General features: G+C 35.1%; 12 protein-coding genes. 10 read left to right on the top strand and 2 right to left on the bottom strand.

What is annotated here, in order from left to right:
• Window position 1: 1 nt before the first annotated feature.
• The 10 genes from BLQ00_RS09465 (at window position 2) to BLQ00_RS09420 (ending at window position 11642) form a co-directional block, all read left to right on the top strand.
• On the top strand, window positions 2–1324 hold the full coding sequence (locus tag BLQ00_RS09465) for a 4Fe-4S dicluster domain-containing protein (RefSeq protein WP_093143564.1): 1323 nt from the start codon (window positions 2–4) through the stop codon (window positions 1322–1324).
• A 2-nt stretch (window positions 1325–1326) separates the two neighbouring features.
• The gene (locus BLQ00_RS09460) at window positions 1327–1761 is read left to right on the top strand and encodes an LNS2 domain-containing protein (protein ID WP_093143562.1); all 435 of its coding nucleotides are present in this window, start codon (window positions 1327–1329) and stop codon (window positions 1759–1761) included.
• Between the two features lie 32 nt (window positions 1762–1793).
• A complete protein-coding gene (locus tag BLQ00_RS09455) occupies window positions 1794–2585 on the top strand; it encodes a (Fe-S)-binding protein (protein ID WP_093143561.1) in 792 nt (263 codons plus the stop codon).
• A 3-nt stretch (window positions 2586–2588) separates the two neighbouring features.
• Complete coding sequence (locus tag BLQ00_RS09450) at window positions 2589–3074, top strand: ABC transporter ATPase (RefSeq protein ID WP_093143552.1); 486 nt, start codon at window positions 2589–2591, stop codon at window positions 3072–3074.
• Between the two features lie 19 nt (window positions 3075–3093).
• Window positions 3094–6012, top strand: coding sequence for a serine hydrolase domain-containing protein (locus BLQ00_RS09445; protein ID WP_093143550.1), 2919 nt, complete (start codon window positions 3094–3096; stop codon window positions 6010–6012).
• Window positions 6013–6025: 13 nt separating this feature from the next.
• The gene (bshA, locus tag BLQ00_RS09440) at window positions 6026–7156 is read left to right on the top strand and encodes an N-acetyl-alpha-D-glucosaminyl L-malate synthase BshA (RefSeq protein WP_093143547.1); all 1131 of its coding nucleotides are present in this window, start codon (window positions 6026–6028) and stop codon (window positions 7154–7156) included.
• 386 nt (window positions 7157–7542) lie between these two features.
• Window positions 7543–8241 (top strand): type VI secretion system tube protein TssD, encoded by a 699-nt coding sequence (tssD, locus tag BLQ00_RS09435; protein ID WP_093143544.1) that lies wholly within the window; start codon window positions 7543–7545, stop codon window positions 8239–8241.
• Window positions 8242–9858 carry a hypothetical protein gene (locus tag BLQ00_RS09430; RefSeq protein ID WP_093143543.1) on the top strand — a complete coding sequence of 539 codons (1617 nt, stop codon included), beginning with the start codon at window positions 8242–8244 and terminating at the stop codon, window positions 9856–9858. It begins immediately after the preceding gene.
• Window positions 9859–10257: 399 nt separating this feature from the next.
• Complete coding sequence (locus tag BLQ00_RS09425) at window positions 10258–10848, top strand: hypothetical protein (RefSeq protein WP_093143541.1); 591 nt, start codon at window positions 10258–10260, stop codon at window positions 10846–10848.
• Window positions 10849–10952: 104 nt separating this feature from the next.
• Window positions 10953–11642 (top strand): hypothetical protein, encoded by a 690-nt coding sequence (locus tag BLQ00_RS09420; RefSeq protein WP_139149382.1) that lies wholly within the window; start codon window positions 10953–10955, stop codon window positions 11640–11642.
• A 15-nt stretch (window positions 11643–11657) separates the two neighbouring features.
• Here the strand turns inward: BLQ00_RS09420 and BLQ00_RS09415 are convergent, their stop codons facing one another.
• Both BLQ00_RS09415 and BLQ00_RS09410 read right to left on the bottom strand, forming a co-directional pair.
• Entirely contained in the window at window positions 11658–13112 is a 1455-nt protein-coding gene (locus BLQ00_RS09415; protein WP_093143534.1) for an amidohydrolase family protein, read from the bottom strand.
• Window positions 13113–13232: 120 nt separating this feature from the next.
• Window positions 13233–13721: a hypothetical protein gene (locus tag BLQ00_RS09410; protein WP_093143533.1), complete on the bottom strand. Its 489-nt coding sequence runs from the start codon at window positions 13719–13721 to the stop codon at window positions 13233–13235.
• Between the last annotated feature and the right edge of the window lie 8 nt (window positions 13722–13729).

The raw sequence follows: 13729 nt of genomic DNA, 5'->3' as shown, positions 1-13729 counted from the left end.
TATGCAGTACATTCCTAACATACTATTCTTAATCGCCTTAGTAGCTGGTATAGGCTATTTCACAAAAAACATTCGTAAGGTAATACGAAACATCAAACTTGGTCAAGAAATTGGCCCTTTAGGCGACAAAAAACAACGTATTAATAATGTGATTCGAATTGCAATGGGACAATCAAAAATGGTGGTACGTCCTGTTTCAGGAATATTGCACATTTTTGTATATGTTGGTTTTATCATAATTAATATTGAAGTTGTAGAAATTATCATCGACGGACTGTTCGGAACGCATCGTGTACTTTCTTTTCTAGGAGTGACCTATGACTATCTAATCGCAATTTTTGAAGTACTTGCATTCTTAGTATTATTTGGAGTTACTGTTTTTTGGATTCGAAGAAATGTAAAAAAGATAAAGCGTTTTTGGTCTTCAGAAATGAAAGGATGGCCTAAAAGTGACGGTAATATTATCTTATACATTGAAATGGTATTAATGATATTGTTTCTAACCATGAATGCTGCCGACCAACAACTACAAGCAATAGATGCTGCTCATTACACAAAAGCAGGAATGTTTCCTATAAGTAGCTTTATTTCACCTCTTTTTGAAGGTTTTTCTGAAGCTACACTTATTATCATTGAACGTACTGCTTGGTGGTTGCATATTCTTGGAATATTAATCTTCTTAAACTATTTATACTTCTCGAAGCATTTGCATATTATGTTGGCGTTTCCTAATGTTTACTTCGGAAAAGTGGTGCCAAAAGGAAAATTTAAAAACAACGAAGCTGTAACAAACGAGGTAAAATTAATGATGGATCCAAATGCCGATCCTTTTGCAGCGCCAGCTGAAGGTGCAGAAGTGCCCGCAAAATTTGGAGCTAGTGACGCATTAGATTTAAGTCAGATACAATTGCTAAACGCTTACACCTGTACCGAATGCGGACGTTGTACGAGCGAATGTCCCGCCAATCAGACTGGAAAAAAATTATCGCCTCGTAAAATCATGATGGATACGAGAGATCGTATCGAAGAGATAGGTAAAAACATTGATGCAAACGGAGAATTTAAACCTGATGGTAAGCAATTATTAGGCGATTATATTACTACCGAAGAATTGTGGGCATGTACCACATGTAATGCCTGTGTAGAAGCTTGTCCAGTAAGCATAGATCCATTGTCTATTATCATGGAAATGCGTCAGTACTTAGTTATGGAGCAATCTGCAGCACCAAACGAATTGAATATAACAATGACCAATATTGAAAATAACGGAGCTCCGTGGCCTTTCAACCAAATGGATCGTTTAAATTGGAAAAACGAAGCTTAATTATGAAAAAAGAAGAAGTAGAAAAAATATTACACGACAAAGTTGAAAGTGGTGAACACGTAAGCCCAGTTTTACCTGAAGGAATCAAAAATTACTTAATAGATATTGACGGTACCATTACCGAAGATGTTCCTAATGAAGAGCCTGAACGCATGGTTACTTGCGAGCCTTTTCCGGATGCATTAAAAACATTAAATAAATGGTATGACGAAGGACATATTATATGTTTTTTCACCTCACGTACCGAAGCTCATAGGGAAGTAACTGAAACTTGGCTTAAAGAAAGCGGTTTTAAATACCACTCTTTATTAATGGGAAAACCACGTGGTGGTAATTACCATTGGGTAGACAATCACTTGGTAAAAGCAACGCGCTACAAAGGAAAATTTACCGACCTAGTAGATAAAAAAGTGACCATCCAAGTTTTTGAAGAATAAGTACAGCACTAATAATAGGATAATTTAAAAGTATGAGTGAAGCGATTAAAGTGCCAACAATGGCCGAATATATGGCAGAAGGAAAACAACCAGAAGTGTTATTCTGGGTTGGATGTGCAGGAAGTTTCGATGATCGAGCAAAAAAAATTACAAAAGCCTTTGTAAAGTTATTACACAAAGCAAATATAGAGTTTGCCGTTTTAGGTACTGAAGAAAGTTGTACTGGAGATCCTGCAAAACGTGCTGGAAATGAGTTTTTATTTCAAATGCAGGCCATGGGGAACATTGAAGTTTTAAATGCCTACGAAGTAAAGAAAATTGTTACTGCTTGTCCACATTGTTTCAATACCATTAAAAATGAATATCCTGAATTAGGGGGTAATTATGAAGTAATGCACCATACGCAATTTTTAAAAACCTTACTGAATGAAGGTCGTTTGAAAGTTGAAGGTGGAAAATTTAAAGGAAAGCGTATTACATTTCACGATCCTTGTTATTTAGGAAGAGCAAACGGTGAATATGAAGCACCTCGTGAATTACTTGCAAAATTAGAAGTGGAGCTCGTTGAAATGAAACGTTGCAAAACTCGTGGTTTATGTTGTGGAGCCGGTGGTGCACAGATGTTTAAAGAGCCAGAGCCAGGTTCAAAAGATATAAACATTGAACGTACCGAAGAAGCTTTAGAGACGAAACCCGATATTATTGCTGCTGGATGTCCATTTTGTAATACAATGATGACAGATGGAGTAAAAGGAAAAGAAAGAGAAGGCGATGTACAAGTGATGGATGTAGCCGAAATGATTGCTAATGCAGAGGAATTATAAAATATGTTGACCGAATTTAAAAATTTACCCGACGATTCTCGAATCTGGGTATACCAATCAAATAGGAAATTATCCGACGAAGAAGTAGCGGCAATTACTCCAAAAATTGAAGCTTTCTTAGAACAATGGACTGCTCATGGTACCGATTTAGAAGCAGGTTATGAGATTAAGTACAATCGCTTTATCGTTTTCGGACTGAATCAAGTAAACGCTTCCGCTTCAGGATGTAGTATTGATGCTTCAGTGCGGTTTATTCAATCGTTAGAACAAGAACTAGAAGTAGATTTATTGGATAAAATGAATGTCACTTTTTACAACGGTGAATTCATTGCACATAAATCTCTTTCAGATTTCAGAAAAATGGCAAAAGCCAGATCTGTATCGCCAAATACAGTGGTTTTTAACAACCTAGTAAATACCAAAGAGGAATACTTAGAAAATTGGGAAGTACCAGCTAAAGAAAGTTGGCACAATCGTTTCCTAGCATAGTTTTTGTAATAGTTGGAATATGAAAAAAAACGTTGCTACTCTTTTAATACTCTTTCTTTGTGCGACTACTTTTTCGCAACAAATCAATCCGTTATTAGTACAAGACGACCTCGCAAATCAACAAAAATGGGTTGATAGCATCTATGGTAACATGTCGCTTCAAGAAAAAATAGGGCAGCTGTTTATGCCTGTTATTTTTTCAAACGACGTCAAAGCCAATACCGATAAAATTAAAGAGCTTATTCAAAATCAATATATTGGTGGAGTTATCTTTTCAAAAGGGGGACCGAAACAACAAGCGAAGCTTAGTAATGAATATCAAGAACTCTCTCGAATTCCTTTACTAATGGCTATGGATGCCGAATGGGGGCTCGCCATGCGTTTGGATTCTACCTATGCGTTTCCTTGGAATATGACACTTGGAGCTATAAGCGATAACCGTATTGTTGAAAAAGTGGGGCGCCGTATTGGAGAACACACAAAACGAATGGGAATGCAAATTAATTTTGCGCCTGTGGTAGATATTAATACCAATCCTGAAAACCCAATTATAGGAAATAGATCGTTTGGAGAAGATAGAGATAATGTTACCGAAAAATCCCTTGCCTTTATTCGCGGAATGCAAAGCGCGGGGGTTTTAGCCAATGCAAAACATTTTCCGGGACATGGTGATACCGATACCGATTCGCATAAAACCTTACCTACTATCAACTTTTCAAAAGAACGAATTGACAGTATCGAACTCTACCCATACAAACGATTGATTCGTGAAGGTCTTTCAAGTGTGATGGTAGCACACTTAAATGTTCCTTCGTTAGAACCGAGGCATAATTACCCATCATCACTTTCCGAAGAAATTGTAACCAACCTCTTGAAAGGGAAACTTGGTTTTAACGGACTGGTATTTACGGATGCTTTAAATATGAAAGGCGCGGCAGATTTTAAAGAGCCAGGTGAAGTGGATTTAGCAGCTTTTTTGGCGGGTAATGATATATTGTTAATTCCTGAAGATATTCCGAAGGCACACGATTTATTGGTGAATGCCTACCGAGAAGGGATTATTACTGAAGATCGCTTACTACATTCTGTAAAAAAGATTTTATTCGCAAAATACAAAGTTGGATTAAACAACTACAAACCAACGATAACTAGCTTTATTGTAGATGACTTAAATACAGTATTAGATGATGTGTTGTATGAAGAAGTAATGGAAAATGCACTTACAGTGATAAAAAACACAGAAGATATTTTACCCATTCGACAACTACAAGATACTAAAATAGCCTACGTTAATTTTGGCGATGACTCTGGACAAGACTTTTTGAATCAGTTAGATAAGTACGCTAAAGTAGATTGGATTAAAGCCAATAGCTTAGATAGTTATATCGATAAGTTAAAATATTACGATCGTGTTATTATTGGGTTTCATAAATCGAACGACAATCCTTGGAAGAGTTACAAATTTTCAGAAAAAGAACTTGTTTGGATTTATGAAATAGCGCGAACCAACAAAGTAATTTTAGATGTTTTTGCAAGACCTTATGCATTATTAGACCTCAAAACAACAGCTAATTTTGAAGCAATTATTGTTTCGTATCAAAACAGTAAAATAACTCAAGAGCTTTCTGCTCAACTTATTTTTGGAGCAAGAGCCGCCAAAGGAACACTTCCTGTTTCTGTTGGAGAAGATTTTCCGGTAGGTACGGGTCTTAAAACAGAACTATTAAAAAGACTTCAATACGGTACACCAGAGAGTGTGGGGGTAAGTAGTTACGGTTTAAAAAAGATTGATTCTCTTGCACGTGTTGGTTTGTGGGGCGATATGATGCCAGGAGCCCAGATTCTAGTTGCTAGAAGAGGAAAAGTTATTTATTCGAAGAATTTTGGATACCACACACAAAGTAGAAAGAATTCGGTAAAAGATAATGACATTTATGATGTCGCTTCTTTAACAAAGATTTTAGCGACAACACCGTTAATTATGGAGCTTTTTGATAGGGACGTAATTACAATGGATACGCAACTTTCAGAAATTTTACCGGAGTACAAAACGTCTAATAAGGCACACATTACCATTCGTGAAATGTTGTCTCACTATGCGCGTCTTAAAGCTTGGATTCCTTTTTATGCCACTACTTTAGACTCGGTGAGTGGCGGACCATCAAGTACGTATTATTCAAAAACATTTACAGGAGATTTTAATATTCCAGTGGCTGAAAATATGTACATGCGTAAAGATTTTAAGGATAGTATTTTTGAACAAATCCGTACTAGTGAATTGCGAAATAGATTGAGTTATAAGTATAGTGATTTGCCGTATTACATTCTAAAAAAGTACCTCGAAGAATTCTACGGAAACAAACTAGAAAATATCGTACAGCGTAATTTATTAGAATCATTAGGTGCCAATTACACGACCTATTTGCCCTTAGAAAAATTTTCAAAAGCCGATATCGTTCCTACTGAAGAGGATAATTATTTTAGAAAGCAGAAAGTTCATGGCTATGTTCACGACCAAGGAGCAGCAATGTTAGGAGGAGTAAGTGGCCATGCAGGATTGTTTAGCAATGCAAACGATGTTGCAAAAATTATGCAAATGTATCTATGGGATGGATTTTATGGCGATAGAAGGTACTTTGGTCCAGAAACAATGCAGGCGTTTAATACGTGCTATTATTGTGAAGATAAAGTGCGTAGAGGAGTTGGTTTTGATAAACCACAATTAGGAGAATCTGGTCCAACCTGTGGTTGTGTATCTATGACAAGTTTTGGTCATAGCGGATTTACAGGAACATTTACCTGGGCAGATCCGGAAGAAGATCTTGTGTATGTATTTTTATCAAATAGAACCTATCCAAATGCTGAAAACAGAAAAATAATAGGAAGTAATTTACGGAGTAATATTCAAGAAGTAATTTACGAAGCTATCAATAGATAAAATACCGACTCACATGAAAATAGGAATTGTTTGTTATCCAACATTTGGAGGAAGTGGAGTAGTAGCCACCGAATTAGGAATAGCGTTAGCAGATCGCGGACACGAAATTCACTTTATTACATACAAGCAACCTGTACGTTTAGAACTACTGTCTCACAACGTTCATTTTCATGAAGTTTCTGTTCCAGATTATGCTTTATTTCATTATCAGCCTTACGAACTAGCTTTGTCTAGTAAATTGGTCGATATGGTAAAGCTGCACAAAATAGAATTGTTGCACGTGCATTACGCCATTCCACATGCCTATGCGGGTTATATGGCAAAACAAATGTTAGCTTCCGAGAACATCCATATCCCGATGGTGACTACACTACACGGTACAGATATTACTTTAGTGGGAAATCATCCATTTTACAAACCCGCAGTAACTTTCAGTATCAATAATAGTGATGTTGTTACTTCAGTATCGCAAAGTTTAAAAGACGATACCTTGCGACTTTTCGATATTAAAAAAGAAATTCATGTAGTTCCTAATTTTATTGATGTGGTAAAACATGTCAATCCTTTTACCGAGTGCCAAAGAGATTTGATGGCAAAACCAAATGAACGTATAATTACCCATATTAGTAATTTCCGCCCGGTAAAACGAATTACAGATATTATTGAAATATTTGATCGCGTTCAGAAAGAAGTACCTTCTAAATTATTAATGGTAGGGGAAGGTCCTGAAAAAGAAAAAGCAGAAGCACTTTGTATTGCCAAAGGAATCGAAAATAAAGTGGTTTTCTTAGGGAATAGTAATGAGATTGATAAAATTTTATGTTTTAGTGATTTGTTTTTATTGCCTTCGGAAAAAGAGAGCTTCGGATTAGCTGCTTTGGAAGCGATGGTATGTGGTGTTCCTGTAATATCAAGTAATACTGGAGGACTTTCAGAAGTAAATCAGCATGGCTTTAGTGGTTATCTTAGTGATGTAGGAAATGTTGAAGAAATGGCTGTAAATGCAGTTTCTATTTTGAAGGATTCAGAAGTATTGGCGAAATACAAAAAACAAGCCCGTGAAGCTGCTATGAAATTTGACACAAAAAACATTGTGCCCTTATACGAAGAAGTGTATAGAATAGCTTCAAACAAAGTAAGTTAATCTCTCCCCACAGGTACTGCTACTTCCTCAAAAGTCATATTGACTATAGATTCGATTGCTTGCAATGGAAATACAATTAGTAGCGTAAATGAAAGTATAATTTTATTATTCATGTAAAAACCTTATTTACAAGAGTTATAAGATAAAAGTTCATCCGTCATTTTACTACTCTTATAATTAAAATTTAAGAAAGAAGCTCCCTTTTTTCTTTTGTGAGTTTATTCTTTCATCTAATCGTACGGAGATGAGATAATCTATTTTGTCACTCCCATTTTTTATGGTAATTTGGAGGTGTAATTTACAAACCTGATTTTTCTGATTTTAATGTTTTATCTGGAGGACGTTTTTTGTCATTTTAGGTAGAAAAGTAACACATTTTTATCCCTATGAGCTTTAAGGCAACACTATTTATAAATAATGAAGAACGAACAATTTTAGACGCAGGTGTATTATTTAAATATCTTTCGGACAACAGTGGACAGGTTACTAGCAGGCTTTTAGCTAAACCATTGTCTTTTACCATAGAATCTACTCGTTTTGACACCTTCTTTTATGATCAAATAATCTCTCCTACTAGTTTATGTGAAGGAGAAATTATTTTTTACAAACGAGACGGTTTTAGCACACTCTTTAAAATTGAATTTGCAAATGCCCATATCACGCACTTAAGTGAGCATTTTACTTCGGAAGGAATTGATCCTATGAAATTAAATCTTGAAATTTCATGGGGAATTATTCGAATGAAGGGCTTGGTGTACGAACAACCCTGGAATCCTTACAATCCTTTTGTAGCACAAGTAGCTCCGACCGAACTTCCGAAGGAAGAAAAAAAGGTCACAAAGTATTACATAACCGATGTGAATGGTGAAGAACTAGAGAGCTACAAAATCGGAGAAAAAATAATTCTTAATATAGAAACACTCAATCGTGTAGGAGATGCGATGACTATTTCTTTGGAAGACAAAACACATGATTTTAAGTATAATGGAAAAGTACTTGCAAACGATACATTATCCGATTATATCATAGGAAGTGATCTAGAAAAGATTGAATTAGAAGTTGTTCCACAAGAAATTCAAAATTAAATGGCAGAAAATACTTTTAAAATACAATTTGAAGACGGCACTACTAAAACTGCCACTGTTAAAATTTCTAGTCCGAAAGATATTATCATGTTTGTTGCTGGAACAACCGATCCAGTAAACTCAACAGGACTAAAACATCAATCTAATAGTGATTATTGGAGAATGGAAAAAGAAGGAATTAAAAACCTTCGAGCGAGTGTCGAAGATTTAAAACTTCAATTTATTGACCTGCATATTGAAGCCAAATCTTTTAGCTGGACTGGAGATAATAACAATGAAAATAGAACCAAGGGAGGAGAAGGTTTATTAGACTTATTTTTACGATATTATAAAGGTTGGTTAGATGAAGAGGTTTACCTGCACTTAATTGGCCATTCTCATGGAGGAAACGTGATTAACGAGTTTACAAATATTATTGCTAGCGACCCTAATTTTCCTAAAAAGTGGCAATGTAGAACAATAACCTATCTTTCAACTCCCTTCTTCAAGGAGCAACACCAACTTAATCATACTAAATTACATTCAAATTGTAAAATTATTAATGTTCATAATGAATACGACATTACGCAACGTTTTGTCGCCGATTTCTCATTAAAAAACCTAGAAGTTTTAATCGCCAATTTTAATAAAGAAGATTTCGAAGCAGCAAAAGCAAGAATTAAAGAAACCGACTTTAAAGCTTTTGAGCATATATCAGACATTGTTATGAATAACCATACAGAAGGCCCTTTCTTATGGGGACAAACGGTTATTTTATTAGATGGAATTAAACAATATCTTACCATCTTAGTGAAAAAAGTAAAATGCTTTGAAACTACAACAATTTTATCTGCTCAAAAAAGCATCCTCTTAGGGCATTTAAATGACATATTAGATTGGGCAACAACACGAGGCGCCATTTTTGAGGCTAACCAAACGACTAGAAGCGGAGGTTATGGTAGGTCTGAGTTTTTTGACGAAATCGACCTAATTGGAATTCTAGGAATTATTAATGTTTTATTCGCTATTAATAAAGGGGAAGAAGATAGTTACTTGTTAGGATTATTAAATAGTATTGCTCAAACAGATACTTCTGGAATTGTAGATCAAATAGATGATACTTCTTGGTCGCCAGAAAAACAAGTAAAGGGTAAATTTGAAATAATAGATGTTCCTATAACAACTGAAGACGACTACCATTCTAAAGGTAAAAAATCTAGTTACGATTCTTTTATTACGGGAGTTGAAGGGGCTGTTAAAAAGAATAAAGGCGACATTAGAGAAGTGGCCATGCGCCTTATAAGTCAGTTAATGGAACCAGATTACCTAGAAAAATTAGATGAAGCTATCGATTCTTTAGACACCTTAGCTACTTTAAATTTTGGTTCTTTAGATACAGCTTTAAAATTAGCCAGAGATAACTTTAAAAAATACAGAACCTTAATTAATAAGTATAACAAAAAATTAGTGACCGATACAGATCTTAAAAATAAAAAATTAGAGGTAAAACCCGGTAGTTTGGTGTATTTAGCAACAAAGTCACATAGTTTAAGTCATTCAAAATTATTCCCTAAGGTTGAAGAGGCCTTACGAGCGAATTTTGAAACTCCTGTAAATAAAGGTTATAAAAAAAAATAGAATAAATGTTTAAAAACAAATATTTAAATATCGTTTTTTGGCTAGTAGCAAGCATCTTAATCTCTGTATTCTATCGATACATAGAAATGCTTAACTCTAAGTCTGTAAACTTCTTGAAAGAACTTGTCATCTTTATTGTCGGCATACGAGTGGGAGTCATTAGTTTTATACCTTTCTATCTTGTTAATACGTATCTTTTGAAAGATAAGGCCTTACTAAATAGTAAAATATCACAAAACATACTTCGTTTCCTGATTTTAATTGTTATTGTTTTGGTCGTTTCATATATCCATGACACTTTTTTTTAATCCATTTAAGGAACAGTATATTTTACCTGTTTTACAGTTACATTATAGAAATAGTATTCGATTAGAAAAAAATATTTAAGTATAAGGTAAAATGAAACCAATCCTGTTTCTTGCACTATTCCTCATTTCATTTGCTGGAATATCACAATCTACAAGAGAGATTATAAAAGATTTTGACGGAGATAGAATCCGAGATACGGTGTATATAGACTCTGACCTCGATAAACTCTTTTGCGTTCTCTCTATCAATGATTTTAAAAAAACGGCGAGTCAGGAGATTCGAAGCTTGAATTTTGGAAATACACTCGTAGAAACTCCCAACGGTTTTGAATTTTGGAATGATTACGGACGCTCCGGTTTTATAAACGAATTTAAATACGACAGTAAAACCAGAAAAATGCAGCTTGTTAAAATAAAACGTACCGATTACGACATCGACCGCAATAAATACGGTCCAGAAGTAAGGTATGGTAGCGGCAAAACAAGTATCAATTTGGTGACCAACAAATACGTGGGCGACTTTTATGTTGTACGTGATGAGAAACTTAAAAAACTTCCAACCATTTATTCAGAATTGGTTTTTCCCACAACGTACCTTGAGTCCTTTAGCGATATGATTTATTTTGAATACGAAAAAATGTGCCTTGAACTCTACGAAATGGCAAAGAAAGAAACGCCCTAACTTCAACGAGCAGTTGTATTTCTGAAAGTTCTTATTTGAATCATCATTTATAGTATTATATTTGAAAATTAGTAATTTTAACAATGGTTTTAAATAAAAATAAAATGCTTTCTACATTCCAAAAATTCGTGCCATTTATAGCGGTACTAGCTCTTTTAACTACTAGTTGTAAAAATAACAACACTAATGATTTAGCGGAAGAACAAGCTGTTGCCACAAACGAAACAACCACTAATTTTAAGGCGTTATTAAAAAGTCTTCCGGAGTATTCTGAAGCTTTTTCGGAAGGAAAAATAGAAGGGTTTGTAGTTAGTGATGACGAAGGAACCTATCTTAATAAAAACCTTATTGAAACAAATCCACATGCGGTTTCAGTTTTTAATGATACCAAAACAGGACACAATGCCGACAATTGGATGTACAAAATGTCGAATAAAGAGTATTTTCCAGCTTACAAACTAACTAAAGGAAATACAATCCTTATAGGTAGCTTTGTAGAGTATTCTGGCGAAAACAACACGCCTGGTATCTTCTTTCAATTAAATACCTTCAGCACAAACGGAACGCAAAAAGACTATCTAATTGTGTTTAATAGATTTAATGATCAAATGGTTTTTAAATCTGAATTTGAAGCAACTGCTGACTTTTCAGAAGTGAAAGTAACTTCAGTAGAAGAGGAGTGGTTGTCTTTTGACGAGCATGGAAACATCACTGGTGAATTCGCACAGCCTAACGTTACAAATTTTTCAAAAACATTTAATTTAACAGCGTCTGGAACTTTTTCAGAAAAATAAAAGCTTCCGAAGTAATTAGTAAAAACGTTTGATAAATTCCATAGCATTTACATGCATAACTCGATTTATAATTGCCTCAGCAGTAATACGATTATAGTCATTTAAGTGAAGTAACTGTTTATCTAAAAAAGCATTGGCATGGGGCACTAATGCATCTGCTAAATTACGTATGTCTTCAGCAGTCCAAATTCCTTTTAACGGATTTACTATTCCGTCAAAATCACTTCCTATAGCTTGTATTCCCCAGCAAAATAAATTGTTGTCATCTAGTACTGTAGCCACGTGTTCTATCTGTCGCCAAACCAATAACGATTTTTTACGCAATTGCTTCTCTTTATTCGGAAACAATACTTTCGATTTTTTAATCTCTTTCTTACTTCCAATACGACGTTCGTCCATTTGCAAGCCTAAAATACCATTTGATGTTGCAATTCGCACGATTTCATCATCGTATACATTAATATCGATATCACTAAACCAAGCTGCGTGTTCTGGATAATCCGTTTCATTAAATTGCACCAACGATCGCAAACCATTGCAGGCACCGTGACTAAAAATCACAGGAATGGTTTCTCCAGCATAGGTGGTATCTAGTAAATTATAGTAGGTTTTTCGTGAAGTTGTACTCATGTGCTTCACATCGATCGGAATACGATTTTGGTCTGTGTTATCTAGCAACTTGGTAAGGACTTCCATTCCGAGGTCAGTAATCCCAGAATTGAGTCCTCTGTTTTGGTTTTCTTTGAGAGCGCTAATGCTAATACTGCGTGCATGGCCACACAATTCGTTGTAAAAATGATGTGCAAATGTGATAAATAACGGTCGGTGCTCCCAACTTTTTACTTTCTGTACATTTTCGAGTACTTCAGTTCGTTTCGCGGTGTCCACATTCATGTCTAAGCCACTATTAAAGGCGTGTCCTCCTTCAATGGTGAGTATGATGTTGATGATTTTTTTATCGGCTGTTTCTAGTGCATTATTTTTTTCTATTTCTGAAAAATTAGTCACTAGTTTGTAGGTGAATATCTTCCCGTCAACACGTTGCACCTGATTGTGAAGCTGCTTGTAGTAAGCGTATTCATCTGAAAGATCTGTGAAGTAGTTTTTATGATTTAGCACGTAATCGATGCGCGACTGACTGATACTTGCGGCCAAATTAACCAGTACATCGGTTAATCCTTTAAAACCCCAAATGCGTTTCGATAAAAAATGTTTTTCAAAAGGGTAGAGGCTAACAATTACAACTTTTGTGTTTGCTTTTGCCAGACACATCATGTCGGTCTGTGTGAACTTGGTAAGCGTAACCAGTCTATTGATAAATTTTTCTAAATCGGTTGGCGGACTGTAATGCCAAATAGAGTTTTTTCGACCAGCATCTAGAATGTTCTGTTTCTGAGGTTGGTATTTAAAACTTTTGCTATACGGTTTTAGGGATGGATGGCAATGTAAATCGACATAGTGCTTTTCCATTATAGTTATTAATTGGTTAGTTAGTGTAAAATTCAGAAAAAACCACTACAAAAAAAAGGGGTTTTACACTGTATTTTAGTGTAAAACCCCTTGAAATAAGTGTTATATCGTGCGCTAAGACTAGAATTGGTAGCGAGCACTCAATCCAACATTAAAGCGAATGTCGTCATCATCGTAATCTTCAAAACCAATTTCAGGTCTAAAATCAATTGAAATTAATAAAGGAAAGTCAAAATTGTATTCAAGACCAACATCTCCAGCGATAATTGCATAGGCTTTAGAATCACGATTGTCGTAATAATCATCGTCAAAATTAATAAACTCAATCCCGGCACCTGGACCTGCATACCAGTTTAAACCTCCATCAATGTTCCATACCCAGTGGTAAAGACCGATTGCTTTAATGGCTTCATTTCTACTTCCATCACGAAGTCCTAATCCAAATTCTAATCTATTTTTTTCTGAAAGTCCCAATTGGTAGTTTACTTCAGCTCCAAATCCACTACTGTCTCCAAAACGAACACCAATCGCATGATCGGCAATGTCTTGAGCGTTCACTTGTGACGAAATTCCAATAGCTGCAATAAAAATAAAAAGTATCTTTTTCATAGTTGTTT

It is taken from the genome of Ulvibacter litoralis, from assembly GCF_900102055.1.
In the GTDB taxonomy this organism is placed as follows: Bacteria; Bacteroidota; Bacteroidia; order Flavobacteriales; family Flavobacteriaceae; genus Ulvibacter; species Ulvibacter litoralis.
Note: the sequence above shows the minus strand (reverse complement) of the source record. Positions and strands in the feature narration are given on the sequence as shown.

Coding starts and splice junctions, on each gene's coding strand:
- BLQ00_RS09430 (WP_093143543.1), top strand. CDS start 8,242: ATGGCAGAAAATACTTTTAAAATACAATTTGAAGACGGCACTACTAAA.
- BLQ00_RS09455 (WP_093143561.1), top strand. CDS start 1,794: ATGAGTGAAGCGATTAAAGTGCCAACAATGGCCGAATATATGGCAGAA.
- BLQ00_RS09465 (WP_093143564.1), top strand. CDS start 2: ATGCAGTACATTCCTAACATACTATTCTTAATCGCCTTAGTAGCTGGT.
- BLQ00_RS09415 (WP_093143534.1), bottom strand. CDS start 13,112: ATGGAAAAGCACTATGTCGATTTACATTGCCATCCATCCCTAAAACCG.
- BLQ00_RS09425 (WP_093143541.1), top strand. CDS start 10,258: ATGAAACCAATCCTGTTTCTTGCACTATTCCTCATTTCATTTGCTGGA.
- bshA (WP_093143547.1), top strand. CDS start 6,026: ATGAAAATAGGAATTGTTTGTTATCCAACATTTGGAGGAAGTGGAGTA.
- BLQ00_RS09445 (WP_093143550.1), top strand. CDS start 3,094: ATGAAAAAAAACGTTGCTACTCTTTTAATACTCTTTCTTTGTGCGACT.
- BLQ00_RS09460 (WP_093143562.1), top strand. CDS start 1,327: ATGAAAAAAGAAGAAGTAGAAAAAATATTACACGACAAAGTTGAAAGT.
- BLQ00_RS09450 (WP_093143552.1), top strand. CDS start 2,589: ATGTTGACCGAATTTAAAAATTTACCCGACGATTCTCGAATCTGGGTA.
- tssD (WP_093143544.1), top strand. CDS start 7,543: ATGAGCTTTAAGGCAACACTATTTATAAATAATGAAGAACGAACAATT.
- BLQ00_RS09410 (WP_093143533.1), bottom strand. CDS start 13,721: ATGAAAAAGATACTTTTTATTTTTATTGCAGCTATTGGAATTTCGTCA.
- BLQ00_RS09420 (WP_139149382.1), top strand. CDS start 10,953: ATGCTTTCTACATTCCAAAAATTCGTGCCATTTATAGCGGTACTAGCT.